We start from the raw sequence: 25,084 nt of genomic DNA on the forward strand, positions 1-25,084 counted from the left end.
AGTACATCCTGCGCGATGAGTCGATGCACCTGAACTTCGGTATCGACGTGATCAACCAGATCAAAATCGAAAACCCGCACCTGTGGGATGCCGAGATGAAGGAAGAAGCGACCCAGATGATTCTGCAGGGTACGCAGTTGGAGATTGAATACGCGCGTGACACCATGCCTCGTGGGGTGTTGGGCATGAATGCGGCGATGATGGAGGATTACCTCAAGTTCATCGCTAACCGTCGCCTGTCGCAGATCGGCTTGAAGGAAGAGTACCCAGGCACGACTAACCCGTTCCCGTGGATGAGCGAGATCATGGACTTGAAGAAAGAGAAGAACTTCTTCGAGACCCGTGTGATCGAGTATCAGACCGGCGGCGCGTTGAGCTGGGATTGATCCGGACTAAGCGCTAAAGGAAGCCCTGGCATGTTCAGGGCTTTTTTTCGTCGGTAAAAAAGGAATTTGCTATTTCTTGAAGTCCATCACGTCAAGCACCTGGCCCAGAAGGGCTCGGATCGCATCACCAATGCTGTAGCCTTGTGCCCAATTGCCATCAGCGTTGTCATCGGTCGAGTGGTCGGGAGGCTTTTAGCGAAAGGCTTTACGCCAAGATCGGAAGACTGGCACGGGAGTAGGCTCCTATTGTCATAGCTGATGCATGCTTAATACTATTAGATAGGACCTAGGCCAACCCGTGTACCCAGACATGCTCGAAGCCGAACCTAAGGCCTGAGTACTCTCTGCCTCCGACAAGCCTACACTCTCTTTTTTCGTTCAGAACCAGCGCCTGACCTTCCACTTCATCGGAAGTGCAAATCCGTGAGCCAATATGCCGAAAAAGGCAATCCACTCGATGATGGGATATTGAATAATAAAATCAGTCCTAATCCCAAAAAAAGGAAACTCGCCATACTTAATAACCTCAATATAGGACACCACAAAATAGCCGTTATAGACCACACAAGAATACAGCTTTATATGATTCAAATCACACCCAGAAAACCTCCTTTTCAGAGCATAAGCGGACCATACGCCACCCATCACAAACAACGCAGACCAGAGCACAATCATTCATTAAGCCTTTTATATATTTGCCTACCGGTCTCGTAGTCGGTATAAGCTTCCAACCCTAACGGCGCGGCACCCATAGTTTTATAAGCCCGTTCTTTATCTGATCTTATGTATCTAAACAATCGCCATGCGTCAGGTTTAATCACACGCCTACCAAGACTGTACATTGACAATCCTATATCAGTACCACCGTAGGCTAGGTCGCCTTCACGCTCACCATATCCAAATGACGTTGCTGCGGCGCGATATGCGCTCCTGACTGGTCCCGCTGTATCTGAGACATCATTCATTAAATTGCGACCGTTCTCATAAATATTATTAGCGCCGTGTGCCATGATCGGGATACCCGCCAGCAAACACAGCGTACCGACTGAGGCGTAGCAAATTCCTGCCCCAGTCGCAAACTGAAGTGCGCCCGCGATAACCCCGATGCCTTTGCTCCCCACCTCCAGGGATTGGTTTATGAGGCTTTTTTGTTCGCGCTTTATTTCCTTCAACCCCTGATCAATTGTTTTCCTGCCTTCCTCAACATCCCTAACAATACTCCGCGCGTAATAAGCCACCTCCCGATTGAACTGTAACCGAACAACCCCATCATTAATATTCCGAGCACTGATGGTACAAGCTTGGTTAGTCAGATACGCTGCAGCCTGACTAACCACCCAGATATCGTAAAATGTGGGTTGCTGTTTTTCATATTTTTTATTCACCGGCCTGTCTCCCAAGTACTGAAGCCACTTGTTCCCGCCTGATGATGAGTCCAGATTATTTCACGATATTTAAGCGCAACATGCTCTTGTGCCTCTGCATCAATATGCAAAACAGAATGCGGTACGTCGACAGTGAGGTCGGTGATGATGCAGCCTCGAATATCGACGCTGTAGTATTTTTCATGCCAGCCCGATTGGGCGATACGGTAAAAGTTGATGACGCAGTTGAGCTCTTCCCTGTTGGAAAGCGCTACCGCCAGCAAGGGTGAAGATTTGTCGATATTTTTGGTAATGGCAATCGGCCCATGACTCGACGCCCTGACGTTGCCCCTGTTAGCCATATTATGGTGGAAGGACAGCACCATTATCTCGTCGCAGTGCCCCTCCTGCCACTTGTTGCCGATAGAGTCTTGAGTCGAACACTTTGCAGAAATCAGACCTTGGGATTTGCAGCTGATGGTCATGTAGCCGTGGTTTGCCATAGGGTTAACGCCTTGTTGTTTTTGGCATTTACCATACGAAAAATAGCAAATAGGAAATATCGGAAAGTTCGCTTTAAGTGGTGCGAGTGGTATGTAGGAAATTTAACCCACACTCCAATCAGTCGGCCAAAACACTTGTAAGACCTAACTGCACTCGCTCTCGAATGAGCGTGCCGGAACCTCGGAAGCCCCACTCCTGGCTCAGGGGTAGTAAACTCGTATCGCCATAAACGCATGGACCGTCGCACGCACACAAAAGAGCGCAGAGGCTGACCCGCAGCGACCAGGCTGAACCGTCAACCTGAACCCCGGCAGGCAAGCGCCAGTCACAACGCTATGAAACCGCCCTACCTGATAAGGACCACCCGTGAACCCAGACATGCTCGAAGCCGGCCCCGCAGACGCCAAAGTACTTTCCGTCTTTGACTTCGACGGCACCCTCACCCACCACGACAGTTTCGTGCCCTTCCTCAAGTTTGCCTTTGGCCCCGGTGAGTTTTATGGCCGGATGGTCAAGCTGGCGGTGCCGGGGCTGCGGTTTTTGGTGCGGCAGATCAGCCGGGATGAGTTAAAGGCGCAGTTGATTCGCACCTTTATGACCGGGGTGGAGAAGGCTTGGGTTGAGCAGCAAGCGCAGGAATATTGCCAGGCGCGCTGGAGCAAGCTGATGCGCCCGAGCGGGTTGCAGTCAGTGGCGGATGAGGTGAAGTCCGGGGCGGTGGTGACGCTGTGTTCGGCGTCGCCGGCGTTGGTGTTGCAGCCGTTTGCCGACCGGCTTGGCATCCGCTTGATCGGCACTGAGCTTGAGGTGGTGGATGGGGTGCTGACCGGCAAGCTCACCGGGAATAATTGCCGTTGTGAGAATAAGGTGCTGCGGCTTGAGGCGGTGTATGGCGACCTGGGGGAGTATCGGCTCAGGGCCTGGGGCGATACGCGCGGGGATCGAGAGTTGCTGGCTGCGGCGCAGGATGCGCATTTTCGACATTTTCATGCGAAGAAGAAAAAGCGAGCTCGGTTGCAGCGGTGATGCGGGGGTGAGGTTGGCGGGGAGACCGAGGCGATCCCATCGCAGCCTCGCTGGGGCTCGACAGCTCCCACATTTGATCTGCGTAGCTCGGGAGAGCTATGTCGTAGCTTTGAGGTCCACGCCCAAGGCTGTGGCGAAGGCTTTGACCATCGGGCTCCGTGGCGCGTTGTGGCGCAGGATCAGGTTGAACGCGGTGCTTAAATGAACCTGCTGTGGGCACAGTGCGCGCAGGCGCCCTTCCCTCACCAGTGGCGTGGCGTAGTGTTCTGGCAGAAAGCCCAGGAAGCGGCCGGTGAGGATCAGGATGGCGACGGCTTCCACTTGTGAAGCCGAGGCGGACTGGCTGTCGTGGCTGACGAAGTTGGCCTTGTCGCGATGGATCGCATACCGATGGTTGACCACTTCGTATTGGCGAAGCGCATCGGGGGTGATGTCGCTCGCAGTGAACAAGGGATGCCCTACGGCGCAGTAGGCGTGGGCCTTTTCTTCGTAGAGCGGGAAGTAGTCGAATTCTTCACGGCGTTGGTACACCGGGACAATGCCGGCGACCAAGCGCCCTTCCACTACTCCGCGTTCAACTTCGTCCAATTGCGAGGCATGTAGGCGCAATCTTATTTTTGGCGATTGGCGATGTAAGTTGCCCAGGGCGGTAATCAGCGGGGAATTGACGTCAGAGACGGTGTTATCGATAACGCCCACACTCAGGTCGCCGATCAGTTCGTTTTGCGCCGAACTAAGCTTGTCGCGAAAACTGTCCACTGAGGTAAATAACTCGATGGATGCCTGATACACCAACTTGCCTTCTTCGGTCAGCCCGAACCCTTCGCGGCCCCGTGTGCACAGGCGCATGCCGATGCGAATCTCGAGGTCGGAGATCTGTTTGCTGATGGCCGCCAGGCCCACGTTCAGCTCGTTTTGCGCAGCACTGAAGCCGCCGGCTTCGACCACGGCCATAAATACCCGCAGCAATTTGAAGTCCAGCCCACTCAGTTGCAGCGGTGCTCGTGTGCCGGGTTTTGGCGGCAGGTTTCCAGAAGTGGAAAGTGGGGTTTCCATAATGCGCGTTGACCTCGAGTGCCATATTCAACAGGCTTGAACCCAATCCTTGAACATAGCCAGGCGGCGATAATGAACATAAACATCCGCCCTTGGCAACCTTGAATACGGCGCGTCAGATGCCGGTTCTACACCGATAAACTTCTGTTGAAACTGCCTCCGACTCTTCTAAAAACAAGCGTGAGGAATACCCATGTCCCAGCCCACCGACCGCCTTTGGGGCGCTCGTTTCAAGACCGGTCCGTCTGCGGCGTTGGCCGCGTTGTCGCGTTGCCCAGAGCGTTATTTTCGCCTGACGCCCTACGACCTGGCCGGCTCCCGTGCCCATGCCCGTGAGTTGCAGCGCGCCGGTTTGCTGGATGAGTCGGAAACCCTGCGCACCCTCGAAGCCCTGGACCGTATCGGTGAGGATTTCGCCGCCGGTCGCCTGCATCCCACCCTGGATGACGAGGACGTGCACACCTTTATCGAACGCGTATTGACCGAGCGCCTGGGCGCCCTGGGCGGCAAGTTGCGCGCCGGACGCTCGCGCAATGACCAGACGGCCAACGACCTGCGCCTGTTCCTGCGTGACCATGCGCGCACCATCGCCAACGAGGTGCTGGGTTTGCAGCAGGCGCTGGTTGAGCAGGCCGAGCAACATGTGGAGAGCATCTGCCCGGGCTTCACCCATTTGCAGCAGGCGCAACCCATTGTGTTCGCCCATCACTTGCTGGCCCACGCGCAGTCGATGCTGCGCGATGTGCAGCGCCTGGTGGATTGGGATGCGCGTACGGCCCTGTCGCCATTGGGCGCGGCCGCCATGGCAGGTTCGGCGATAGCGCGTCAGCCAGAGCACTCGGCCAGGGAAATGGGTTACACCGGGCCATGCGAAAACTCCATCGACGCCGTCGCCAGCCGTGACCATGTGGCGGAGTTCCTGTTTGTGGCCGGCATGCTCGGGGTGAATATTTCGCGGCTGTCGGAGGAGTTTTGCCTGTGGTCGTCGCGCCAGTTTTGCTGGGTAGTGCTGGACGATGCCTACGCCACCGGCAGTTCGATCATGCCGCAGAAAAAGAACCCGGACATTGCCGAATTGGCGCGGGGCAAGGCCGGGCGTTTGATCGGCAACCTGACCGGGCTGATGTCGACGCTCAAGTCGCTGCCGCTGTCGTACAACCGCGATTTGAGTGAAGACAAGCACAGCGTGTTGGATAGCGTGGACACCTTGCTGCTGGTGTTGCCGGCGATGGCCGGCATGGTGGCGACCATGAAGGTGCAGGTAGAGGAGTTGCGGCGCCAGGCGCCAATGGGCTTTACCTTGGCGACTGAGGTGGCGGACTGGCTGGCCACCCGTGGTGTGCCGTTCAAGGAGGCGCATGAGATTACCGGCGCGCTGGTGCAGGCCTGTGAGCAGCATGAGATTGAGTTGTGGCAAGCCTCACCGGCGATGTTGGCCGAGGTGGATGGGCGACTCACCCCGGACGTGCGCGACTGCCTGACCCTGGAGGCGGCGATTGCGGCGCGTAGTGGGTGGGGTGGGACGGCGCCGGAGCGGGTGAAGGAGCAGATTGGGCGGTTGAAGATTGCTTTGGCTGAACAGCAGAAGTGGGCTGAGAGTTATCAGGGGTTTCGGATTTAAGCCTTGGTAGGTGTGGTGAGCTCACCGGCGCTTTCGCAGGCAAGCCAGCTCCCACATTTGACCGGGTTTCAACCGTAACACCGTGTACATCGGTTAGAGCATCATTAGTTTTGGAGTAGCAGCATGAACCAAACCCCGGCCGAGCGCTTGGAAGCCGAGCGCAAGTTGTCCGAAAACCAGTTCGATATCACCCAGTACGAGCATGTGCCGCGGCGCTATTACGGGCGGATGTTTTTTGCCACCCTGATCGTGATTGTGTTGGCGGCGCTGTTGCGCGCGTTTGCCAATGGCCAGATCGAATGGTCCTACATTGGCCAGTTCCTTACGTCGCAAGCCATCCTCTGGGGCCTGGTGAACACCATCGTCATGTCGATCCTGGCGATGGCATTGGGCGTAGTGATCGGCGTGATCACGGCGATCATGCGCATGTCGGCCAACCCGATCCTGCGTTACGTGGCCATCACCTATACCTGGTTGTTTCGCGGTACACCGCTGATTTTGCAGCTGCTGCTGTGGTTCAACCTGGCGTTGATCTTCCCGGTGATCGCGATTCCGGGCCTGTTCAGCATCGACACCGTCGACCTGATGACGCCCTTCGTGGCCGCCCTGCTCGGCTTGAGCATTAACCAGGGCGCCTATACCGCTGAAGTGGTGCGTGCCGGCTTGCTGTCGGTGGACACCGGCCAATACGAGGCGGCCAAGTCCATCGGCATGCCGAGCCTGCAGGCGCTACGCAGGATCATTCTGCCGCAGGCGATGCGCGTGATCATCCCGCCCGTAGGCAACGAGTTCATCAGCATGGTGAAAATGACCAGCCTGGCCAGTGTGATCCAGTACTCGGAACTGCTGCACAACGCGCAAAACATCTACTACGCCAACGCCCGGGTGATGGAGCTGCTGATTGTGGCGGGCATCTGGTACCTGGCGGTGGTGACTGTTCTTTCATTTGGTCAAAGTCGCCTCGAGCGTCGTTTTGCCCGCGGCGCCGGCAAGCGTTCGTAAGCCTGGGTTGAGGAGATTTGCCCCATGAGAAGCATCGTCAAGGCTGTCAACCTGAACAAGTATTACGACCAGTATCACGCCCTGCGTGACATCAATATAGAGGTCGAGCAAGGCGAAGTGATGTGCATCATCGGCCCGTCCGGCTCGGGCAAAAGTACCCTGCTGCGTTGCGTCAATCAGCTGGAAAAGATCGACAAGGGCGGCCTGTGGGTCGATGGCGAATTGGTTGGTTATCGAGTGGTCGGCAACAAGCTGCACGAGATGAACGAAGCGCAGATCGCCCGCCAGCGCCTGGCCACCGGCATGGTGTTCCAGCGCTTTAATTTGTTCCCGCACATGACTGTGTTGCAAAACATCATCGAAGGCCCGTGCCAGGTGCTCAAGCGCTCGCCCAAGGAAGCCATCGAAGATGCCCTGGAACTGCTGGCCCGCGTTGGCCTGGCGGACAAGCGCAATGCCTACCCAGTGGAGTTGTCCGGTGGCCAGCAACAGCGTGTGGCAATCGCCCGAGCCTTGGCGATGCGCCCCAAGTTGATGCTGTTTGACGAACCCACCTCAGCCCTCGACCCGGAGCTGGTAGGCGAAGTGCTGTCGGTGATGCGCGATTTGGCCACCACCGGCATGACCATGATCGTGGTCACCCATGAATTGGGCTTCGCTCGCGAAGTGTCCAACCGCATGGTGTTTATGGACGCCGGCCAGATTGTGGAAGCCGGCAGCCCGGAAGACATTCTAATAAGCCCACAAAACCCGCGTACCCAAAGCTTTATTTCTGCCGTTCGCACTTAACTAAAAAACTAACGAGAACGCCCCTATGAAGAAGATATTTATCCCTACCTTGCTTGCAGGCCTGATGGCCTCCTCGTGTGTATTCGCGGCCTTGCCGCAAGCCATCAAGGACAAGGGTGAGATCAGCGCGGCCATCGTGCCGAACTACCCGCCGATGGACTTCAAGGACCCGGCCACCAACAAACTCACCGGTTTCGATTTCGACCTGGGCAACGCCCTGGCCGAGCGACTGGGCGTGAAGATCAAATGGCAGGAAACCGGCTTCGAACAAATGCTCAGCGGCCTGACCACCAAGCGCGTGGACATCGTGCTGTCGGGCATGACCGATACCGCCGAGCGCCAGAAAGCCGTGACCTTCATCGACTACTTCACCAGCGGCCCACAGTTGTACACCCTGGCCAAGCGCGAAGAGATCAAGGAATTGACCGACCTGTGCGGTAAAAAAGTCGGCACCAGCCGCCGCACCACCTGGCCGTCGGAAATTACCGCCTGGAGCAAGGCAAACTGCGAAGCGGCGGGTAAGCCGGCAATCGTGGTGATCGGCACCGAAGGCTCGGCAGATGCGCGGGCGCAGTTGCAGCAGAACCGCCTGGATGCGGCGATGCAGGGCAGCGAGACCATTCCTTATTTGATGTCGCTGGACAAGGGCAAGTACAAGCCGGTGGGGCTGGCGATTTCCAAGCAATTCACCGGGCTTGGGATTGAGAAGAGCAATACCGAGTTGGTCACGGCGATCAGTGAGGCATTGCAGGGCATGATTGATGACGGAACTTACGGCAAGATCCTGAAGAAGTGGGATCTGGAACAGGGGGCGGTCGAGAAAATCACCATCAACTCTGGCCAATAACGCCATCGAATGTGGGAGCTGGCTTGCCTGCGATAACGGTGGGTCAGCTAAAACAATGTTGGCTGTTACTCCGCTATCGCAGGCAAGCCAGCTCCCACACTCAATCTGCGTTCGCTGGTGATCTGAGTCGTGTAGGTAAGAATCACAAGGAGCCCACCCCACCGTGGCCACCTACTCCCTGGTAATCCGTCGCCTGATGATCTGCTCGGTGACCATCGTGGTCAGCCGTGCCATGACCAGCCCGTTGCTGGCCCTCTGGCTGAGCACACGCCTAGGCCTCAACCAGCAGGACATCGGCCTGCTGATGGGGGTCGCCGTGTTCATCGCCACGCTCCTGGGTTTGTACGGCGGCTACATCATCGACCGCCTGGAGAAGCGCAAGCTGTTGATCCTGGCCATGCTCTCCAGCTCCATCGGTTTTTTGTTGCTGACCTTTGCCAGCAACCTCTACCTCACCACGCTGACCCTTGTTGTGACTGAAGCCGCGTCAGCGCTGTTCCTGATCGGCTCCAAGGCGATCATCAGCGAAAACCTGCCGGTGGGTGAGCGCGCCAAGGTGTTTTCCCTGCGCTACACCCTGACCAATGTCGGCTATGCCACGGGCCCGATGTTGGGCGTAGTGATTGCCGGCCAATTGCCGTGGGCACCGTTTTTGATCGCCAGCGCCATTGCCTTTGGCAGCCTGTTCCTGATGATCGGCATTGCGCCGACCCAGCGCGACGACAGTCATAAGCCTCAAAGCTTCCTCAGCACCTTGCGCACCTTGCGCAGCGACCGCACGCTGATCCTCTTCACCAGCGGCAGCCTGTTGAGCACCATCGTCCATGGGCGCTACACCCTGTATCTGTCGCAGTTTTTGCTAGTGGCCTACACACCCGACCAGGCACTGAAAATTCTGTCTGCGGTGCTCGCCTGCAACGCCATCACCGTGATTTTGATGCAGTACCAAATCGGCCGATTTCTCAAGCGCGAGCAACTGCGCCATTGGATCGTGCTGGGCACCCTGCTGTTTATTGCCGGGTTAGTCGGCTTCAGCCAGGCGCACAGTCTGCTGACCTGGTGCCTGGCAATGTTCGTGTTCACCCTGGGCGAGATGATCATCTACCCCTCGGAGTTTCTGTTTATCGACACCATCGCGCCGGATGCACTACGGGGCAGTTATTACGGCGCACAGAACCTGGCCGCGTTTGGCGGGGCAATGAGCCCGATGATTTGTGGCTATCTGCTGATCAATGCGGCGCCCACCAGCATGTTCTTTGCCCTGGCCGCACTCACGGCCATGGGCGGCACCCTGTGTTTCTTGAGCGGGCGACGCGTGGCAGTTTCTTGCTGATATTTACGCAAGATCCGGCTATTAATAGCCAAACCTCTGACGGACCCGAGCCCTATGAAATTCGACACGGCCTACAGCCTGAGTCTCGACGACAAGCTGTCGATCTACGACGTGCGAGATCTGAATTTCGATGAAACTACCGCCTTCGATTCCGACAAGGACAGCTTCCTGTGCCCCAACGACGCCTGCCGTGCGGCGTTCGATAGCGCCAATGCGTTGAGTACCTTCAATGCCAAGAACGTCAACTACCAGCGCACGCCGCACTTCAAGAACAAACCCGGCACGCGGCATATCGACGGCTGCCGCTATGCCGGCAGCCATAAACCTGCGATGGGTGAAAATGACGACGAGCGTGAGGAAAATTTTCCATCGGAACTTGTGCTGACGCGGCGACTGTACGAGCCTAGAACGCCGGTAGTCGGCACCGCTGGAAGCGTCCTGCAGGAGCCGACGAAAGTGCCCGCAAACTGCGCTACCACCTCTTCTGGCAGCAATGACTCGATCCCGGACAAAACCAGCGTATTCGCACACCCAGTGGAGTGCTACGTGTCCAACATCGATGAAAAGGACAAGCTCAAGGCAATGCCTTTGAAGATCGGTGAGCACACGGCGACCTACTGGGCATTCTTCAAGAAGATTGAATACCTGCAAGACAACCAGGGTTTGATTTACTGGGGCAAGATCAAGACCATCAAAGACTACACCAGCAGTTTTCGCATCGACTTCGAAAAGAAGGTGTGGCTCGACAAAAAGCCCTATTCGGTAAATGTCTACCTGAGCAAAAAGCTTATCGAAAACTACCGCAAGCGCACGGCATTCCTGGAACAGATCAAGGCGGCAGCCAGCAGCGAACGGCCGCTGTATTGCTTTTTCTACGGGGTCACGCCGCAGCTTGTGCAGGTGCCCAGCCAGAAAAAACCCGAGCAGACGTTCGGGGTATTCAGCGCCAGGATCGAGAACCTGGATCACCTGATTATTCGTGAGGCACCAGGGCTGGAATCATAAGGGGTTGCAACGCCAGTGGATGAGCGGTAGAAACAACTGTACAAAAACACAGTATAGTTGCGCCTCCCCTGTCGAACCTGGAGAAACCCCATGTCCTCTCTGGCAATGAGTTCTTTCGTAGAACAACAGATCGTCTTGCATCAATTCACCACCAAACACTGCGCGCAGGCGCGCGTCATGCTGGGCTGGAGCCGCGAAGAGCTGGCTCGCCAGGCTGGCGTGGCGGTGCAAGCAATTGAGAAACTGGAAGGCCACGGCGACGTGGACGATGAAACTCGTTTGATCCTGGCGTTTCGCCTGGAGGCCGAAGGGCTGGTATTTTTCCCGGGGTTCGCGCCGGGGTGGGGGATGAGTGCGCGGCGGTTTGATACCGCCGCAGCGCAACCTTCTGCGCAAGGCCTCATTTCCCGGTTGATGGGTTCAACCACCGCAACCATTGACTCACAAACGCCTCAACCCAATGGTGCGTAGAGTCCAGGCGTTTCTCCGGGCACCTCAATGGTTTCAAATGCACCCGTGGCGGTCGATTGAACCCTGGCACAACCTCTGCGAGGCAGCCGTCTGCAGAGGCTGATTCAAACTCAAGTGTCAGTAGTCTCAACCACGTCCTCTGTACTGGCAGGTGTCGGTGTGAAGGGAGCACCTGGGAGAAAAGCCGGTTTTTGAATGGCCTGTGAGGCTTGTTCATAACCATAGGCGACTGACAGCAAGGTGGCTTCACTGTTGGCGGAGCCATACACGTAAAGTGCCGTGGGCATGCCGTCTTCATCCATGCCTGACGGAACGGATATGCCTGGGTACCCGGCCGCAGCGCTGAAAAAATAACTGTCGGACTGGAAGTTCGACACCATGGCGTCGAGCTTGTGCTCCTTCATGGGGTCATCAATGGTGTTCTGAAATATAGGAAGAACGGCTTTCCACAGCGCATCGCGATCTTTCTTGCTGGTCTGCACCCCATTGATCATTTCCAGCTGTTTCTGGTCAGGCTCACCAGGTTTTTGGGTGCGGTTGATAAAAGCAATCAGCTCAGAGAGTGATTTGACCGGCAAACCTTCTCGCCCAGCCAGGTAGTCTTCCAGCGCTTGCCTGACGTCCGAGAACAGCGCGTTGTTATAATCGACATAGGTTTGTTCGGGGACGCCAGCATCCAACCGCGCCACCGGCACCAGAATCGCCCCTTGGGCCTTCATCACGTCGAGCGCCGCCTCATAGTGCTTGCGGTCTGCTCGCTTGGCCGGGTCCTTGGCCTCCTCAGCGGACAACTCAGGTAAAGGGGTATAGCCAATTCGCTTGTCCTTCAAGGCGTCGGAGCGCAGGCCCTTGGTGTAGGCAGTGGTCTCGGTCATTGCGTTAAGCGCTTCTGCCGCATCACAGATATTGCGGGTAAAAGTCCCCACCGCATCCATGCGAGTGCTGGTCATGACGCCTTCGGTACTGACAAGGCCCGTCGTTGTTTTCAGGCCAAACACACCGTTGTAGGCGGCGGGGCTGATGATCGATCCGTTGGTTTCCAACCCCAGTGCCACAGGCACATGCCCTTGGGCGACCGCCACTGCCGAACCTGAACTCGACCCAGCCACCGGCCCTCCGAGTCGATGAGGGTTCAGCGTCTGGCCACCTCGAGAGCTCCAGCCATCCGCAGGTAATAGTGACCGAAAGTTGGACAGCTCACTCATATTGGTTTTCCCCACAATCACCACCCCGTGCTTCAACAAATTTTCGACAACCTTGGCGGTTTTAGTGGCCGGCGCGCCTACCAAGGCCTTCGAACCTGCACTGGTCTGCATGCGGTCGTTGGTTTCGAAGACATCCTTCAGCGCTATCGGCACCCCATGCAAGTGCTTGAGTACGCGGCCATTGGCACGTTCCTGGTCGCGGGCCTTCGCCTCCCTCATGGCATCCGGGTTGGTTTCCAAAAACGCATTGCCGCCCTGTAGCCCACGATCAATATTGGCAATCTGCTTGAGCGAGTCCCTCAATAGTGACTCTGAGGTAACGCCGCCTCCTTGGCCCATCTCCACTGACATTTGGCAGGCACTCTTGAAACCTTGCACAGGGTTTGAAAGCTCCTGAAGCAGGCCTGTTGCCCATCCGCTTACCGAAACTGGTCCGATCATGAAGTTCCCCTCTGTCTAACTGGATGTGAGCGTTATCGGTCGATAACACCGCACCAGTCTAAGAGCCGACACCCCATCACTATTTCGGGCGAATCCTGCTGCTGCGCCCTACTCTTCCCAGCCCGACGTAGTCTTCAATAACCTCTATGGCCGTAGCTGGCGGTAAGCGCGTACCAGTGCCGCCAAACGATCACCTGCCCAGCGTGCACCGTAAAACCAGACTCTGGAGCCATCCTCCAGGGTTTCACACACCGTGGGGTATCCGCTTCTCGAGGCGTTATGAAAGGCGGCTTCTGGATCTTCCGACACCAAGGCATCCAGGCGAAGGCCTGCCACCCGCTCATCGATTTCACGACAGGCCTGCTGACTGTCGCCGCTGCGCTGCATGTCCACCGCTACCCATTGGACACCGGCCCTGCGCAGGGTGTCGAAGACTCGGTGCAAGGCCTCACTGTGTTCGACCCGTTCAACGTGATTGCCCTGCACATAGCGCTCGACATACCCGACCCGATAGCCCGTCAACGCCCGCGTGGCGGTGAACGTGGTGTTATTCAACACGAGCGGTACCTCTACCATCACTGGTTCGGTAGGGTCCTCGCCGCTGAGGGCGACAAGTGATAGCGCGGGGTCACGCACCGGCCGTAGATGGGGCGCCAGGGCGTTATACCCAGGGACGAGCATGGCGCCCGCAGCCTGCTCGGTGCCAAAGACAATAGAGGTGGGTGCTGCATGGGGTGGTGAAGCGGGTACGTCGGCGGCGTTCATTGGCGGGGGTAGCGGTTGGGCTGGGGCACAAGGCACCCCTATTTTCCAAAGCTTCTTACAGTGGCTGTCCATCGAAACATCCTCCCGGAAATAAAATTCCCGCGGGATCATCGCACTCTCATTTGCCCTTTGTCGCAGAGCAGAAATTCGATGAAAAACTCTTTTCCAAGCGGGCCACCTGCTCAGCTTGCTGCGTGTTCGTTGACCGGTTGAGGCTCCACTTCCAGCCACCAGGCCTGCCCGCGCTCGGGCTGGTTCAGGCGGAACGCCTGGCCCATTGCCGGAGTGGTGATCGAGACATTGCGCTCCCAGGCCAGGGCCATGATGCGGTCGAAGGGCTCGTGCCAGGCGTGGAAGGCCAGGTCGAAGGTGCCGTTGTGAATCGGCAGCAGCCACCGCCCTTTCAGATCGATATGCGCCTGCAGCGTTTGCTCCGGCTGCATGTGCACATGGGGCCAATCGACATTGTAAGCGCCGGTTTCCATCAGGGTCAGGTCGAACGGCCCGTACTGCTCGCCGATGCGTTTGAAACCGTCGAAATAGCCAGTGTCGCCACTGAAAAATATACGTCGCGTAGCGTCGATCATGACCCATGAGCACCACAGGGTCTGGTTGCCATCAAACAGGCCGCGCCCTGAAAAGTGCTGAGCCGGCGTGCAGACAAAACGAACGCCATCGACTTCGATGCCCTGCCACCACTCCAGCTGGCGCACTTTGCTGGCGTCTACGCCCCATTTGACCAGCGTGTCACCCACGCCCAGGGGCGCCAGGAAGTAGCGGGTCTTTTCGGCCAACTGGACTACCGCTTTACGGTCGAGATGGTCGTAATGATTATGGGAAAGGATCACCGCTTCCAGCGCTGGCAGCTCATCAAGACTGACGGGCGGCTGATGAAAACGCTTGGGGCCGGCCCAACTGAATGGCGAGGCGCGTTCGGCAAACACCGGGTCGGTGACCCAGAATTTACCGCGAATTTTCAGCAGTACGGTCGAATGGCCCAGGCGATAAACGCTGTGATCAGGTGCGGCCAGTAACTGCTCGCGGGTCAGTGGCTGCACCGGAATTTGCCCCACCGGCCGGGTCGTGCGCGGTTTGTTGAACAGCATGTTCCAGAAAATACGCAGGGTCTTGCCCAAGCCACCGTGTTGCACCGGGGCGTCGTTGCTGAAATGCCCCAGGCCCTGTTCGGCAGGCTTGGGCGCCGAAGGCGCCGGGTCGAGACGGGTTGAAATAGTGGCCATGACAAAGTGACTCCTGCTGTCCGCTCAAGTATTACACTGCACAGTGTAGTTTCTACATTGCAACAGAATCCGGAGCAAGTAAACTGCTCGGTGTAATTTCATTGTTGAGTCGAATGCCTTCCATGACTGCCCCCAAACGCCTCACCGAGCGTAAACGCGAAGCCATCGTGGCGGCGGCGATTGCCGAATTTCGCGAGCACGGCTTCGAGGTCACCAGCATGGACAAGATCGCCGCCACTGCTGGCGTTTCCAAGCGCACGGTGTACAACCATTTCCCCAGCAAGGAAGAACTGTTCGCCGAGATCCTCCACCAACTATGGGCCAGCAGCGTTGCCCAATTGGACGTGATCTATACCAGCGACCGCCCGCTGCGCGACCAACTGCGCACGTTGCTGGAAGCGAAAATGCAGATGATGTCGGACGCCAACTTCCTCGACCTGGCACGCGTAGCCATTGCTGCCACCATTCATTCGCCGGAACGCGCTCAAGACATGGTCAACCGCCTCAGCGCACGAGAAGAAGGCTTTACCCAATGGGTGCGCGCCGCCCAGGAAGACGGCCGTCTCACCTGCACCGACCCGGCGTTCGCCGCCCACCAGATCCAAAGCCTGCTCAAGGCGTTTGCATTCTGGCCGCAGATTACCCTCGGCCAGCCCACCCTCGACCCTGCCGCCCAGGCTGGTGTCATCGAATCAGCCATCGACCTGTTCCTGGCCGGCTACGAAGCCAGCACTCCACCCTCACACTAAGACGCGTTATTGCAGAGCGTTTTGGCGTATTCCACCCGTTGCGTGGTCGCCCATCCACCCTGAGTTGTCTGATGACACCTCGTCTGAAACTTCATTCGCCGGCCTGCCGCAATAGCATAATGCCGCCATTGGTCGCCTGGTCAAAATAGTCCTGCCTGACGGGCGAACTTCCAGGTCGGTTGATCACTCTGACACCGTTGTTCTACCCCCCTCTGTCAGCATCAGGAAGCTGGCAATGAGCAAGTCAACCGTAAGGCCAGGGGCCCTACGGGGTCAGGCGCAAATACATGGACCCCGCATACGCTTGCATGCCCGAGCCCTCCACCATGTTATTCAACGCTCACAAGAAAACCATCAGTACCCTGCAACACAGCCTTGCCCAACAGACCAGCCTGCTGGACGCCATCGAACGCTCCATGGCCGTGATCGAATTCGACCTGCAAGGCACCGTGCTGCGCGCCAATGACAACTTCATCAAGACCATGGGCTACCGCGCCGAACAGATCCTGGGCCAGCCCCATCGGATGTTCTGTACCCCGGCGTTCGCCCGCAGCGCTGACTACAACCAGCTGTGGACGCACCTGCGCAACGGCCAATTCCGGTCGGGCACCTTTGAACGAGTAGGTGCCAACGGCGCCTCGGTGTGGCTGGAAGCCAGCTATAACCCGGTACGGGATGAGGCGGGAAATGTGATCAAAGTGGTGAAGTACGCCATGGACGTCACCCCGCGCCTGCAAGCCGAAAGCGAAGCCAACGCCAAGCTCGAAGCTATCGACCGCGCCATGGCGATGATCGAGTTCAACCTCGACGGCACCATCATCACCGCCAACGGCAATTTCCTGCAGCGCATGGGTTACAGCCTGGCGCAGATCCAGGGCAAGCATCACCGCCTGTTTTGCACGCCCGAGCTGGCCAACAGTGCGGCCTACAGCGAGTTCTGGAAGCGCTTGAACCAGGGCGAGCTGTTCAATGGCCAGTTCGAGCGGGTGGATAAACACGGCCAGGTCGTGTGGCTGGAAGCCAACTACAACCCGGTGTATGACGCCAGCGGGCGCCTGTGCAAAGTGGTGAAGTTCGCCTCGGATGTCACCGCCCGCGTGCTACAGCATGCCGCTGACGCACAGAGCGCCGCCCAGGCTTACCACCTGTCGTTGAACACCCAGGAGATGGCGGAAAAAGGCGCTGAGGTGATTCAGAAAACCGCCAGCGGCATGCGCGAAATTGCCGTGGATATCGACACCTCTTCGCAACTGATCGCCAAACTCGGCGAACGCTCGCAACAGATCACCGCCATCGTCAATACCATTCGCGGCATTGCCGACCAGACCAATCTGCTGGCCCTCAACGCCGCCATTGAAGCCGCCCGCGCCGGCGAGCAGGGCCGTGGCTTTGCCGTGGTGGCCGATGAAGTGCGGCAACTGGCGGCGCGCACCAGCGGCTCCACCGCCGAAATCTCCGGCATGATCGCCATGATCCAGGACGAAACCCGCCAAGCCATCGACAGCATGGACGCCACCCGCGACCGCGCCGCCCAGGGTGTGGAACTGGCCAACCAGGCCGGCACGGTGATCCTGCAGATTCGCGAAGGCACCGGCGAGGCAGTACAAGCGGTAAGTGCGTTTGCCAATGAGCGGGGCAATCGCTGAGCCATTGGCGCTGGCTGTCTGCAGGTTAACTTCGCCGCCAGCGCACATGCCGCCCCAGTTCATCAAATAGCGTCACCACCGAGCGTAACGCCCGGCAATCAGGCCGCGTCAACAACCACAGCGCCGTATCGTGCCCTGCCAGCGCAGGGCCCAGCGGTTGCAGGCCATCGCCCATCAGAAAATCCGGCAGCGCCGCCACGCCCAACCCCGCGCGCACTAATTCGGTCACCGACTGCATGCTGTTGCACCGATAACGGGGACGCACGCCCGGCAAATGCTCACGGCGCCAGATGACGGTGGGATGATCGGGTAAAAAATCGTCCGGCGCGATCCAGGCCAGGTCGGCCCACTCATGGTCTGGGTGCAGGCGCGCATAGTCGGCACTGGCACACACCTGGTAGGTCACCGCCCCCAGGCAACGTCCGACAAGATGCGCTGGCGGCGTCTTGGTCAGGCGCAGGGCGATATCCGCATCGCGGCGGCTGAGGTTGGCGAAGTCATTGGAGGTGCTCAGTTCCAAGGTCAACGCCGGGTAGGCCGGCATGAACTGCGCGAGGGCCGGCAACAGCAAACCTTGCAACACCGAGTCGGTGCAGGTCAGGCGCACGGTGCCGCTGATGACTTCACCGCCCTGTTCCACACCGATGCGCGCGGCCTCCAGCGCCTGCTCCGCACGCTCGGCCTGTTGTGCCAGGTTGCTCGCCAGGCTGGTGGGCAAATAACCGGCACGGCTTTTTTCAAACAGGGTCTGGCCCAGCGCCGCCTCCAGCCGCCGCACCGCACGGAACACCGTGGATACATCCACCCGCAGCAGCGCCGCCGCCCGCGCCAGGGTCCCCCCGCGCACCAGGGCCAGGATCAATGACAGGTCGGCGTAGTCGATTTGATAGTGCGTGACTGCATTGAACATGTGGGCAAACGCCAATATTGATTGCGTGAGCGCCAATCTATAGTGGATATCACCCCACCACAAGTCATGGACGTACATGATGCCAACCCCCGCGCTGCACCTTGCCTTGATCGGTGATTACAACCCCGATGTGACCGCCCACCAGGCCATTCCCATGGCCCTGCAACAGGCCGCCGACGTTCTGGGCCTGAACGTCCAAGTGCAATGGCTGGCCACCGACACCCTCACCTCCACTTCTGCCCTGAGCGACTTCGACGGTTTCTGGTGCGTGCCCGGCAGCCCCTATCGCGATGTCGACGGCGCCCTGCGGGCGATACGTTTTGCCCGCGAACAAGATCGCCCTTTCCTCGGTACCTGCGGCGGTTTTCAACATGCCGTGCTGGAATATGCCCGCCATGTGCTCGGCTGGGCCGATGCCCAGCACGGCGAATTAATGCCGGATGCTGAACGCGCCGTCATCACGCCGCTGGACTGCTCCCTGGTGGAAGTGAGCGACACCGTGCGCCTGGCCCCGTACACGCGCATTGCCCAGGCCTACGGCCGCCTGGACATCCACGAGGGTTACCGTTGCCGCTACGGCATCAACCCCGCCTTTGCCGACGCCCTGCTGGACGCCAACCTGATTCCCACCGGCCACGATTCGGCGGGCGATCTGCGCGCGGTGGAACTGCTCGACCACCCGTTCTTCGTCGCCACCCTGTTCCAGCCCGAACGCGCCGCACTCAAGGGCATCACGCCGCCGCTGACGATTGCGCTGCTCAAGGCCTGCCAGGAGGTATCGGTATGATCGCCAAGACACCCGCCCCACCTTATTACGCGGTGATTTTCAGCTCGCTGCGCACCGGCGCCGACCTGGGTTATGGCGAGGCCGCCACACGCATGCTGGAACTGGCCAGGCAACAACCGGGGTTCCTGGGGGTGGAATCGGCGAGGGAGGATGGACTGGGGATCACCGTGTCCTACTGGGCCAGTGAGGCGGCGATCCTGGCCTGGAAACAGCAGGCCGAGCATCGGCAGGTGCGCGAGCAAGGACGGGCCACCTGGTATGCGGCGTTTCACACACGGGTATGCAAGGTAGAGCGGGCCTACACCTTCTCCACTTGAGACACTGACCCCTTGTGGGAGCTGGCTTGCCTGCGATGCAGACACCTCGGTGATGCAGTGAAACCGCAGTGATACTATCGCAGGCAAGCCAGCTCCCACATTTGCTCGTCATCGTTAGTAATCGCGGACGCTCAGCTCACCAAACTACGCAACGCGCTGATCTGCGGGATCTCTACCCGGCGCATATACACGCGTAGCGGCTCGGTGATGTTGATGCGCTCGTCGATATTCTGGTCGAGCAACAACTGCAGGCGGGCTCGGCACAGGGTCATGGTGTGGTCGGCGGCCGGCAGCCAGACGAACTCGGCCGTGGGGATGATGCCGTCATCGGCCACGTCCATGCCGAATGAGTCTTCGCTGAAACGTACGATGTACTGGCCGGTCTTGCGGTTGAGGCCGACAAATCCATGGAGTTGGTCGGCGGCCTGGCAGATAAGCTCTGAAGTGATGCGCATGGTAAACCTCACTGAAAAGTCCCACAGGGGACTGGAAAGATGGTTTACACGCGTGGCAGAAATTACCGCCCTCTGACGGGGCAGCTACCCGTAAGAATACTGCAACGCCCTGCAAAAAAGTCGACAAAATTGGCCGGTGCGCACGTTAATGTCGGTTTGGTGATAGCGCCGTTCGCAATCAATTGTTAAAAAGGACACCTTCTCAAAGTTACCTCCACGAAAGGACTTCGCATATGCCTGTCACGTTTTCCAAAAGCGCCTTGCTGCTGGCGTTGATGCTCGGCCTTGGCCAGGCACAGGCTGCCGAACCGGTCAGCCCGGCCGAATTGGCGACAAACGAAGGCATCCCCTATCCTGCCGTGATCGCTCACCGTGGCGCGTCCTACGACGCACCTGAATCCACCGCCGCTGCCTACAAGGTTGCACGCGACCTGGGCGCCGACTACCTGGAACTGGACCTGCAACGTAGCAAGGACGGCGTACTGTTCGCCCTGCACGACAACAACCTGCAGCGCACCACCGACGTTGCCACCAAGTTCCCCGAGCGCAAAGACGCGCCTGCCAACGAGTTCACCTGGAAAGAACTGCAAACCCTCGACGCCGGCAGCTGGTTCAACGCCGCCTACCCGGACCGCGCGCGCCCTGGTTTCGTTGGCCTGAAAATCCTGAGCCTGGACGACATCATCAAGATCGCCGAAGGCAACCCCTCGCACAAACCCGGCCTGTACATCGAGACCAAGGAGCCCAAGCAGTTCCCCGGTATCGAAGCCGACCTGAAAAACAAGCTGCTCGACAAAGGCTGGCTGAGCTCCGCCGGCTCCAAACTGGGCAAGAGCAACACCGGTGTCGGCCAAGGCAAGGGCCGCGTGGTGCTGCAAACCTTCGAAACCGCCAGCCTCAAAGAGCTGCAGAAAGAAATGCCCAACACCCCGAAAATCCTGCTGCTGTGGGTGGGTGAAGGCAGCATCGAACCCAAATCCAAAGTGACCTTCGCCGAGTCTGGCGAACCCACCAAGGCCGCCTACTACGCCAAGCAAGAGCCCAAAGACGCCGCCGAATTCGAAAAGTGGGTCGATGAGGCCAAAAGCCTCGGCGCCATCGGCACCGGCCCGTCGGCTGAGCTGACCGACCACGGCGACCAGAGCTACACCGACCTGGTGAAGCCGGAAATGAACAAGCTGACCCACGACAAGGGCCTGCTGGTGCATGTGTATACCGTGGATGAGCCGGTGGACTTCGAGAAGGTCATGAAGGCCGGCGTCGACGGCATCTTCACCAACCGCGCCGCCGAGTTGTTGAAGTTCTACAAGCGCTGGCCGTCGTCCAGCGTGCAAGACCTGCTCAACGACCATAAGTACTAAAAGCGTTGGTGTCAGTGAGCCATTAAGGCTGAGTTAAGTTGCGCTGGTTAATCTGGCGCCACTTAAACAGCTCAACCTAAGAAGGACATACACCATGAAAACCTTGACTGCCCTGTTCGCCGCTACTGCCCTGACCTTGACCGCCGGCCTGGCCCAGGCTGATGTCCGTCCAGACCAGATTCCTAGCCTGCTCAAGTCCGGTGAAGTGATGGCGTTCGAAAAGCTCAACGCCGCCGCCGTCGCCCAACATTCCGGCGCGACCATCAACGATACCGAGTTGGATCACGAAGCTGGCAAGCTGGTCTACGAAGTGGACCTGACCGACACCACCGGCAAGAAATGGGATGTGAAGCTCGACGCCAAAACCGGTGCCGTGCTGGAAAACAAGCAAGACACCTGAGTTGAACCTTGAAAAAACGCGCCACCTTTGGGTGGCGCGTTTTTTTATGCGAGCCTCAAACCGTCACATAACCGTCACATAACCGTCATACCGCCTTGCAATGATTCGCTCAGGAACCTGTGAAACGTCCTACAGGCCCTTTCTCTGCGAGTCGCCATGAACCACAGCATCGACCACGGCCATCAGGATTCCGATCTGTTTGGCCTGCTTTACGGTTTTCGTTTTCGCCCCGGCGAGAAAGGCCAGCAAATTGATTCCGCCACCGCCCTCGCCGCCTTGCAGCAACCGCCAGACCCGGAAGAATTCCTGTGGCTGCACCTGAACCTGGCGCACGCCGCCTGCGAGCGCTGGATGCAGGCGCATTTGTCACTGCCAGAAGAGTTTTTTGAAGCCTTGCATGAGGGCTCACGCTCCACGCGCATCGAGCATGTGGACTCGGCCTTATTGGCCGTGGTCAACGATGTGGTGTTCAACTTCAGCAGCATGGTCTCGTCGGATATTTCCACGCTGTGGGTGTGTGCGCGCAGCCGCTTGCTGGTGAGCGCACGCCTGCAGCCGTTGCACTCGGTGGATAAATTGCGCTCGTCGGTGAAGGCCGGCGAGCACTTTCGCTCCCCCTTGGAGCTGCTGGTGCACCTGCTGCGCGACCAGGGCGAAGTGCTGACGCAGATCGTGCGCAAGACCAGCATCAGCGTTGACCAAATCGAGGATCAGCTGTTGTCTTCGCGCCTGTCCACCAATCGTGCCGAACTGGGCGCCGCCCGCCGCGTGCTGGTGCGCCTGCAACGCCTGCTGGCTTTGGAGCCGGGCTCGCTGCTGCGCCTGCTCAATCGCCCGCCGCAATGGCTGCAAAAGGAAGACGTGAAGGAATTGCGCAAATCCACCGAGGAGTTTGCGCTGATCATCAACGACCTGACCGCCCTGGGCGAACGCATCAAACTGTTGCAGGAAGAGATCGCCGCCAACCTCAATGAACAGAGCAACCGCACGTTGTTTACCCTCACGGTGGTGACGGTGCTGGCGCTGCCGATCAATATCATTGCCGGTTTTTTTGGCATGAATGTGGGTGGGGTGCCCCTGTCCCAAGATCCGGAAGGCTTCTGGATACTGGTGGCCTTGGTCGCAACTTTTACCCTGATCGCCGGGCGGTGGGCATTCCGCAAATTCTCAAATTGAAATGCCCCCCAACTGTGGGAGCTGGCTTGCCTGCGATTGCGGTGGATCAGCCAAGGCTGATGCAAGCTGACCCGCCGCTATCGCAGGCAAGCCAGCTCCCACAGGAGTTTGCGTTTATTCAGTGATGGAAGCGTCCAGCCATCGCCCTCACGATGCTGGCGCGGCCTTGATCACTGGCCAGTGGGCATTGCGCAAATGCTCAAATTGAAATGAGCCCAACTGTGGGAGCTGGCTTGCCTGCGATGGCGGTGTATCAGCCAAGGCGATGCAAGCTGACCCACCGCTATCGCAGGCAAGCCAGCTCCCACAGGAGTTTGCGTTTATTCAGTGATTGAAGAGTCCCGTCATCGCTTTGAGCCGCTTCTTGTACACCCGCCGCGCCTCCAAAGCCTCCTCGAGGCTCACCGCCACAAACCCCGCTCGCTGGTTGGGCTGCATCTGCCCGATCAAGTCCAGGTCGGCGCTGATCACCGTTCCAATCATCGCGTAGCCACCGCCCGACACCGCATCGCGGTGCAGCACAATCGGTTCCAGCCCGGCCGGCACTTGAATCGAGCCAATCGGGTAGCAACTGTCCACGATGTTGGAAGGATCGGAGCCCGCGCCAAACGGCTGCTCCCGTGGCTGGAAGCTCAACGCGCTGCCGCCCTTGAAGCGATAGCCAATGCGATCGGCCTCGGAGCCGACCGTCCACGGCTCGGCAAAAAAGCTGCTTTTGGCCTCCAAGCTCAAGCGTTCGTAATACAGCCCCGGCACCACCTGCAACGTCACATCGCCGCCGACCGAACGCCGCAACGCCATCGGCAAGCTGTTGCCCGCACGCCCGGTGCCGCTGGCGGTACCGATCGGCAATTGATCGCCCTCCTGCAAGCGTCGGCCATTAAACCCGCCGAGGGCGCCGAGGGTGTAGGTGGAGCGGCTGCCGAGCACCAACGGCACGTCGATACCGCCGGCGACGGCGAGGTAGGTGCGTGCGCCGGCCTTGGGAAACTCGAACCGCAGCACCTGCCCGGCGCGTACGGCAAAGGCGGTGTCCTGATGCACCACTTCATCGTCCAGGCGCGGCGACATCAAGGCGCCGCTCAAGGCCACCAGCGCGTCCTGCTGGAACTCCAGCTCCGGCCCGATCAGCGTGCATTCCAGGCCCGCCGCGCCCACGGGATTGCCCACCAGGTGGTTGGCCGCACTCAACGCGTATTGGTCCAGCGCCCCCGATGGTGGGATGCCCAAATGGTAATAACCTTCGCGGCCCAGGTCCTGCACGGAGGTGGCGAGGCCGGGTTTGAGGACCTTGATCATGCCAGCGCCTCCTGCAGGGTTTTCGGATAGCCGATGGGGTCGGCGAGAAAGGCATCCAGGGAAAACTCAACCGGGCGAATGCGCAAGTCGAAACGCCCGGCGTCCACCTCGGCGACCGCCAGGTCATATGCCTCGCGGTCCATTGGTTTGAACTGCACGATATCGCCAGGGCGGAAGAACACCATGTGCTCCTTGAGGTACGCCAACTGCTGCGCCGGGTCATAGATGGGTGCCGGGGTAACGCCGAACATCTGGTAACCGCCCGCGCCACGCACTGAGTAGATACAGCCAAAGCAACCGCCATGGCCCAGGGTCAGTTTCGGTGTGTCGGTGCGTGGCCGCAGGTATTTGGGCACCTGCAATTGCCGCTCGCGTTCGACCATCTGGAACATGAACGGCAAGCCCGCGACAAAGCCGACCATCGACACAAACCACGGCGCGCCACTGTGGGCGGCGATGAACGCGTCTACGTCGGCCAGGCCATTGATGCGTGCCGCGTATTCCAGGTCTGTGCCGCTGGGGTCTTGGTGGCGGTCACGAAAGCGCATCAGGGTTTCGTGGGTCCAGGGGTCGTTATAGAGCACCGGGATTTCGATGATGCGCGTGCGCAAGGTGCGCTCAGTCACCGCCTGGGCTTCGGCGCTTTGCACGGCGTCGAGCAACGCGTGGGGGGTAATGCGGTCAGGGTCGAAGCGAATCTGGAACGATGCATTGGCCAGGCACACATCCAGCACGCCTTCCAGCGCCAGGCGCTCCACCGCGCGGGTAACCGCCATGCCCTTGAAAAAAGCCTCCAGGGACATGCTGTCGCTGACCTCGGCAAACAGGTGTTCATCACCGCCGAAGCTGTAGCGGATGGGGGACGTTTCAGCCATGTCTGTTCCTCTTGGAATCATTGTAGAAAGGCAGGCAAAAAAGTAAGGGTTGG

At 58.8% G+C, this 25,084-nt stretch carries 27 protein-coding genes and 1 pseudogene; 17 read left to right on the plus strand and 11 right to left on the minus strand.

Translation table 11 applies throughout. The features are described from left to right. The coding region (locus GIV35_RS21530) for a ribonucleotide-diphosphate reductase subunit beta (protein WP_177413714.1) at positions 1-386 on the plus strand (386 nt) is incomplete at its 5' end. Between the two features lie 66 nt (positions 387-452). Continuing rightward, positions 453-625, plus strand: a pseudogene (locus tag GIV35_RS21535) (HNH endonuclease); the annotation flags it as partial. 139 nt (positions 626-764) lie between these two features. On the opposite strand, the gene GIV35_RS21540 reads toward GIV35_RS21535, so the two are convergent. Genes GIV35_RS21540 through GIV35_RS21550 form a run of 3 tightly spaced genes read right to left on the minus strand, consistent with a single transcriptional unit; the run spans position 765 to position 2,253 of the window. Continuing rightward, positions 765-1,061, minus strand: coding sequence for a hypothetical protein (locus GIV35_RS21540; RefSeq protein ID WP_034128474.1), 297 nt, complete (start codon positions 1,059-1,061; stop codon positions 765-767). Next, entirely contained in the window at positions 1,058-1,771 is a 714-nt protein-coding gene (locus GIV35_RS21545) for a DUF4225 domain-containing protein (protein ID WP_200648318.1), read from the minus strand. Before GIV35_RS21545 ends, GIV35_RS21540 begins: the two co-directional genes overlap by 4 nt. Beyond that, positions 1,768-2,253, minus strand: a complete 486-nt coding sequence (locus tag GIV35_RS21550) for an Hcp family type VI secretion system effector (protein WP_236264719.1) — start codon at positions 2,251-2,253, stop codon at positions 1,768-1,770. The genes GIV35_RS21545 and GIV35_RS21550 overlap by 4 nt, the downstream gene beginning before the upstream one ends. A 379-nt stretch (positions 2,254-2,632) precedes the next feature. Here GIV35_RS21550 and GIV35_RS21555 point away from each other — a divergent pair, with 379 nt between their 5' ends. Continuing rightward, positions 2,633-3,280, plus strand: coding sequence for an HAD-IB family hydrolase (locus GIV35_RS21555; RefSeq protein ID WP_054918285.1), 648 nt, complete (start codon positions 2,633-2,635; stop codon positions 3,278-3,280). Positions 3,281-3,376: 96 nt separating this feature from the next. On the opposite strand, the gene GIV35_RS21560 is transcribed toward GIV35_RS21555, so the two are convergent. Next, on the minus strand, positions 3,377-4,336 hold the full coding sequence (locus GIV35_RS21560; protein ID WP_236264720.1) for a LysR family transcriptional regulator: 960 nt from the start codon (positions 4,334-4,336) through the stop codon (positions 3,377-3,379). A 193-nt stretch (positions 4,337-4,529) separates the two neighbouring features. Here GIV35_RS21560 and argH point away from each other — a divergent pair, with 193 nt between their 5' ends. The 7 genes from argH (at position 4,530) to GIV35_RS21595 (ending at position 11,404) form a co-directional block, all read left to right on the plus strand. After that, positions 4,530-5,957 carry an argininosuccinate lyase gene (gene argH / locus GIV35_RS21565; protein ID WP_223024355.1) on the plus strand — a complete coding sequence of 476 codons (1,428 nt, stop codon included), beginning with the start codon at positions 4,530-4,532 and terminating at the stop codon, positions 5,955-5,957. Between the two features lie 123 nt (positions 5,958-6,080). Further along, positions 6,081-6,959 (plus strand): amino acid ABC transporter permease, encoded by an 879-nt coding sequence (locus GIV35_RS21570; RefSeq protein WP_019819278.1) that lies wholly within the window; start codon positions 6,081-6,083, stop codon positions 6,957-6,959. 24 nt (positions 6,960-6,983) lie between these two features. Next, positions 6,984-7,748 carry an amino acid ABC transporter ATP-binding protein gene (locus tag GIV35_RS21575; protein ID WP_003193648.1) on the plus strand — a complete coding sequence of 255 codons (765 nt, stop codon included), beginning with the start codon at positions 6,984-6,986 and terminating at the stop codon, positions 7,746-7,748. A 25-nt stretch (positions 7,749-7,773) separates the two neighbouring features. After that, on the plus strand, positions 7,774-8,595 hold the full coding sequence (locus GIV35_RS21580) for an ABC transporter substrate-binding protein (protein WP_105228066.1): 822 nt from the start codon (positions 7,774-7,776) through the stop codon (positions 8,593-8,595). A 163-nt stretch (positions 8,596-8,758) separates the two neighbouring features. Next, on the plus strand, positions 8,759-9,928 hold the full coding sequence (locus GIV35_RS21585) for an MFS transporter (RefSeq protein ID WP_236264721.1): 1,170 nt from the start codon (positions 8,759-8,761) through the stop codon (positions 9,926-9,928). 54 nt (positions 9,929-9,982) lie between these two features. Next, a complete protein-coding gene (locus GIV35_RS21590; protein ID WP_236264722.1) occupies positions 9,983-10,933 on the plus strand; it encodes a hypothetical protein in 951 nt (316 codons plus the stop codon). Positions 10,934-11,023: 90 nt separating this feature from the next. After that, positions 11,024-11,404: a helix-turn-helix domain-containing protein gene (locus GIV35_RS21595; RefSeq protein ID WP_054896732.1), complete on the plus strand. Its 381-nt coding sequence runs from the start codon at positions 11,024-11,026 to the stop codon at positions 11,402-11,404. 110 nt (positions 11,405-11,514) lie between these two features. On the opposite strand, the gene GIV35_RS21600 is transcribed toward GIV35_RS21595, so the two are convergent. The 3 genes from GIV35_RS21600 to GIV35_RS21610 form a co-directional block, all read right to left on the minus strand. After that, positions 11,515-13,050, minus strand: coding sequence for an amidase family protein (locus tag GIV35_RS21600; protein WP_236264723.1), 1,536 nt, complete (start codon positions 13,048-13,050; stop codon positions 11,515-11,517). Between the two features lie 144 nt (positions 13,051-13,194). Then, complete coding sequence (locus GIV35_RS21605) at positions 13,195-13,731, minus strand: hypothetical protein (RefSeq protein WP_233475357.1); 537 nt, start codon at positions 13,729-13,731, stop codon at positions 13,195-13,197. A gap of 266 nt (positions 13,732-13,997) precedes the next feature. Beyond that, positions 13,998-15,056 (minus strand): MBL fold metallo-hydrolase, encoded by a 1,059-nt coding sequence (locus GIV35_RS21610; protein ID WP_105228072.1) that lies wholly within the window; start codon positions 15,054-15,056, stop codon positions 13,998-14,000. Between the two features lie 122 nt (positions 15,057-15,178). Here GIV35_RS21610 and GIV35_RS21615 point away from each other — a divergent pair, with 122 nt between their 5' ends. Then, complete coding sequence (locus GIV35_RS21615; RefSeq protein WP_105229186.1) at positions 15,179-15,805, plus strand: TetR/AcrR family transcriptional regulator; 627 nt, start codon at positions 15,179-15,181, stop codon at positions 15,803-15,805. Positions 15,806-16,131: 326 nt separating this feature from the next. Then, on the plus strand, positions 16,132-17,451 hold the full coding sequence (locus tag GIV35_RS21620) for a methyl-accepting chemotaxis protein (protein WP_213153612.1): 1,320 nt from the start codon (positions 16,132-16,134) through the stop codon (positions 17,449-17,451). Positions 17,452-17,476: 25 nt separating this feature from the next. On the opposite strand, the gene GIV35_RS21625 is transcribed toward GIV35_RS21620, so the two are convergent. Then, positions 17,477-18,361, minus strand: a complete 885-nt coding sequence (locus tag GIV35_RS21625; RefSeq protein ID WP_236264724.1) for a LysR family transcriptional regulator — start codon at positions 18,359-18,361, stop codon at positions 17,477-17,479. A 79-nt stretch (positions 18,362-18,440) separates the two neighbouring features. Between GIV35_RS21625 and GIV35_RS21630 the strand changes: the two genes are divergently transcribed. Next, positions 18,441-19,148: a CTP synthase C-terminal region-related (seleno)protein gene (locus tag GIV35_RS21630; protein WP_236264731.1), complete on the plus strand. Its 708-nt coding sequence runs from the start codon at positions 18,441-18,443 to the stop codon at positions 19,146-19,148. Next, a complete protein-coding gene (locus GIV35_RS21635) occupies positions 19,145-19,465 on the plus strand; it encodes an antibiotic biosynthesis monooxygenase family protein (RefSeq protein WP_034128487.1) in 321 nt (106 codons plus the stop codon). The genes GIV35_RS21630 and GIV35_RS21635 overlap by 4 nt, the downstream gene beginning before the upstream one ends. Positions 19,466-19,596: 131 nt before the next feature. Here the strand turns inward: GIV35_RS21635 and GIV35_RS21640 are convergent, their stop codons facing one another. Continuing rightward, on the minus strand, positions 19,597-19,920 hold the full coding sequence (locus tag GIV35_RS21640) for a DUF2025 family protein (RefSeq protein WP_236264725.1): 324 nt from the start codon (positions 19,918-19,920) through the stop codon (positions 19,597-19,599). Positions 19,921-20,153: 233 nt separating this feature from the next. Between GIV35_RS21640 and GIV35_RS21645 the strand changes: the two genes are divergently transcribed. The 3 genes from GIV35_RS21645 (at position 20,154) to GIV35_RS21655 (ending at position 22,857) form a co-directional block, all read left to right on the plus strand. Further along, positions 20,154-21,281 carry a glycerophosphodiester phosphodiesterase gene (locus GIV35_RS21645; RefSeq protein ID WP_105228078.1) on the plus strand — a complete coding sequence of 376 codons (1,128 nt, stop codon included), beginning with the start codon at positions 20,154-20,156 and terminating at the stop codon, positions 21,279-21,281. A gap of 94 nt (positions 21,282-21,375) precedes the next feature. Next, positions 21,376-21,681, plus strand: coding sequence for a PepSY domain-containing protein (locus tag GIV35_RS21650; RefSeq protein ID WP_236264726.1), 306 nt, complete (start codon positions 21,376-21,378; stop codon positions 21,679-21,681). Between the two features lie 156 nt (positions 21,682-21,837). After that, positions 21,838-22,857 (plus strand): transporter, encoded by a 1,020-nt coding sequence (locus GIV35_RS21655; RefSeq protein ID WP_057975143.1) that lies wholly within the window; start codon positions 21,838-21,840, stop codon positions 22,855-22,857. Positions 22,858-23,181: 324 nt separating this feature from the next. Here GIV35_RS21655 and GIV35_RS21660 read toward each other — a convergent pair whose 3' ends face one another. Together GIV35_RS21660 and GIV35_RS21665 are read right to left on the minus strand one after the other, a co-directional pair. Continuing rightward, the gene (locus GIV35_RS21660; RefSeq protein WP_236264727.1) at positions 23,182-24,156 is read right to left on the minus strand and encodes a biotin-dependent carboxyltransferase family protein; all 975 of its coding nucleotides are present in this window, start codon (positions 24,154-24,156) and stop codon (positions 23,182-23,184) included. Next, positions 24,153-25,031: a 5-oxoprolinase subunit B family protein gene (locus GIV35_RS21665; RefSeq protein WP_236264728.1), complete on the minus strand. Its 879-nt coding sequence runs from the start codon at positions 25,029-25,031 to the stop codon at positions 24,153-24,155. Before GIV35_RS21665 ends, GIV35_RS21660 begins: the two co-directional genes overlap by 4 nt. Positions 25,032-25,084: the final 53 nt, after the last annotated feature.

Origin of the sequence: Pseudomonas sp. PA-1-6B (assembly GCF_021609545.1) — a bacterium.
GTDB lineage: Bacteria > Pseudomonadota > Gammaproteobacteria > Pseudomonadales > Pseudomonadaceae > Aquipseudomonas > Aquipseudomonas fluorescens_BV.

What these genes read in the sequence shown, in the direction of transcription:
- GIV35_RS21610 (WP_105228072.1), bottom strand. Translation starts at nt 15,056, where the DNA reads ATGGCCACTATTTCAACCCGTCTCGACCCGGCGCCTTCGGCGCCCAAG.
- GIV35_RS21590 (WP_236264722.1), top strand. Translation starts at nt 9,983, where the DNA reads ATGAAATTCGACACGGCCTACAGCCTGAGTCTCGACGACAAGCTGTCG.
- GIV35_RS21615 (WP_105229186.1), top strand. Translation starts at nt 15,179, where the DNA reads ATGACTGCCCCCAAACGCCTCACCGAGCGTAAACGCGAAGCCATCGTG.
- GIV35_RS21560 (WP_236264720.1), bottom strand. Translation starts at nt 4,336, where the DNA reads ATGGAAACCCCACTTTCCACTTCTGGAAACCTGCCGCCAAAACCCGGC.
- GIV35_RS21660 (WP_236264727.1), bottom strand. Translation starts at nt 24,156, where the DNA reads ATGATCAAGGTCCTCAAACCCGGCCTCGCCACCTCCGTGCAGGACCTG.
- GIV35_RS21605 (WP_233475357.1), bottom strand. Translation starts at nt 13,731, where the DNA reads ATGCTCGTCCCTGGGTATAACGCCCTGGCGCCCCATCTACGGCCGGTG.
- GIV35_RS21640 (WP_236264725.1), bottom strand. Translation starts at nt 19,920, where the DNA reads ATGCGCATCACTTCAGAGCTTATCTGCCAGGCCGCCGACCAACTCCAT.
- GIV35_RS21650 (WP_236264726.1), top strand. Translation starts at nt 21,376, where the DNA reads ATGAAAACCTTGACTGCCCTGTTCGCCGCTACTGCCCTGACCTTGACC.
- GIV35_RS21655 (WP_057975143.1), top strand. Translation starts at nt 21,838, where the DNA reads ATGAACCACAGCATCGACCACGGCCATCAGGATTCCGATCTGTTTGGC.
- GIV35_RS21625 (WP_236264724.1), bottom strand. Translation starts at nt 18,361, where the DNA reads ATGTTCAATGCAGTCACGCACTATCAAATCGACTACGCCGACCTGTCA.
- GIV35_RS21575 (WP_003193648.1), top strand. Translation starts at nt 6,984, where the DNA reads ATGAGAAGCATCGTCAAGGCTGTCAACCTGAACAAGTATTACGACCAG.
- GIV35_RS21595 (WP_054896732.1), top strand. Translation starts at nt 11,024, where the DNA reads ATGTCCTCTCTGGCAATGAGTTCTTTCGTAGAACAACAGATCGTCTTG.
- GIV35_RS21580 (WP_105228066.1), top strand. Translation starts at nt 7,774, where the DNA reads ATGAAGAAGATATTTATCCCTACCTTGCTTGCAGGCCTGATGGCCTCC.
- GIV35_RS21570 (WP_019819278.1), top strand. Translation starts at nt 6,081, where the DNA reads ATGAACCAAACCCCGGCCGAGCGCTTGGAAGCCGAGCGCAAGTTGTCC.
- GIV35_RS21555 (WP_054918285.1), top strand. Translation starts at nt 2,633, where the DNA reads ATGCTCGAAGCCGGCCCCGCAGACGCCAAAGTACTTTCCGTCTTTGAC.
- GIV35_RS21540 (WP_034128474.1), bottom strand. Translation starts at nt 1,061, where the DNA reads ATGATTGTGCTCTGGTCTGCGTTGTTTGTGATGGGTGGCGTATGGTCC.
- GIV35_RS21665 (WP_236264728.1), bottom strand. Translation starts at nt 25,031, where the DNA reads ATGGCTGAAACGTCCCCCATCCGCTACAGCTTCGGCGGTGATGAACAC.
- argH (WP_223024355.1), top strand. Translation starts at nt 4,530, where the DNA reads ATGTCCCAGCCCACCGACCGCCTTTGGGGCGCTCGTTTCAAGACCGGT.
- GIV35_RS21630 (WP_236264731.1), top strand. Translation starts at nt 18,441, where the DNA reads ATGCCAACCCCCGCGCTGCACCTTGCCTTGATCGGTGATTACAACCCC.
- GIV35_RS21550 (WP_236264719.1), bottom strand. Translation starts at nt 2,253, where the DNA reads ATGGCAAACCACGGCTACATGACCATCAGCTGCAAATCCCAAGGTCTG.
- GIV35_RS21645 (WP_105228078.1), top strand. Translation starts at nt 20,154, where the DNA reads ATGCCTGTCACGTTTTCCAAAAGCGCCTTGCTGCTGGCGTTGATGCTC.
- GIV35_RS21600 (WP_236264723.1), bottom strand. Translation starts at nt 13,050, where the DNA reads ATGATCGGACCAGTTTCGGTAAGCGGATGGGCAACAGGCCTGCTTCAG.
- GIV35_RS21620 (WP_213153612.1), top strand. Translation starts at nt 16,132, where the DNA reads ATGTTATTCAACGCTCACAAGAAAACCATCAGTACCCTGCAACACAGC.
- GIV35_RS21635 (WP_034128487.1), top strand. Translation starts at nt 19,145, where the DNA reads ATGATCGCCAAGACACCCGCCCCACCTTATTACGCGGTGATTTTCAGC.